This is a genomic window from Streptomyces atroolivaceus (assembly GCF_000717025.1).
In the GTDB taxonomy this organism is placed as follows: domain Bacteria; phylum Actinomycetota; class Actinomycetes; order Streptomycetales; family Streptomycetaceae; genus Streptomyces; species Streptomyces atroolivaceus.
Window position 1 is genome coordinate 1 of sequence record NZ_JNXG01000069.1, and the last position, 447, is coordinate 447.

At 67.1% G+C, this 447-nt stretch carries 1 pseudogene; it reads left to right on the forward strand.

Annotated features, from left to right (window positions below):
- Positions 1–447, forward strand: a pseudogene (locus OO67_RS38495) (IS5 family transposase); the annotation flags it as partial.

The window sequence follows — 447 nt, forward strand, 5'->3', positions numbered from 1 at the left end:
GCCCGCGGCGAGCTGGACTGGTCGAGGTGCGCGATCGACTCGGTGAACATGCGGGCCTTGAAAAGGGGGACCTGACAGGTCCGAATCCTGTCGACCGGGGCAAGTACGGGTCGAAGATCCACCTGATCACCGAGCGGACCGGTCTGCCCATATCCGTCGCAATCTCCGGCGCCAACGTCCACGACAGCCAAGCCCTGGTCCCGCTTGTGAAGGGCATACCGCCTATCCGCTCCCGCCGAGGCCCCCGTCGACGCCGACCCGGCAAGCTCCACGCCGACAAGGGATACGACTACCGCCACCTGCGGCAATGGCTATCCAGGCGCGGAATCCGGCACCGCATCGCCCGCAGAGGCATCGAGCCCTCGCAGCGACTTGGCCGACACCGCTGGACCATCGAACGCACCATGTCCTGGCTTGCCGGCTGCCGACGACTCCACCGCCGCTATG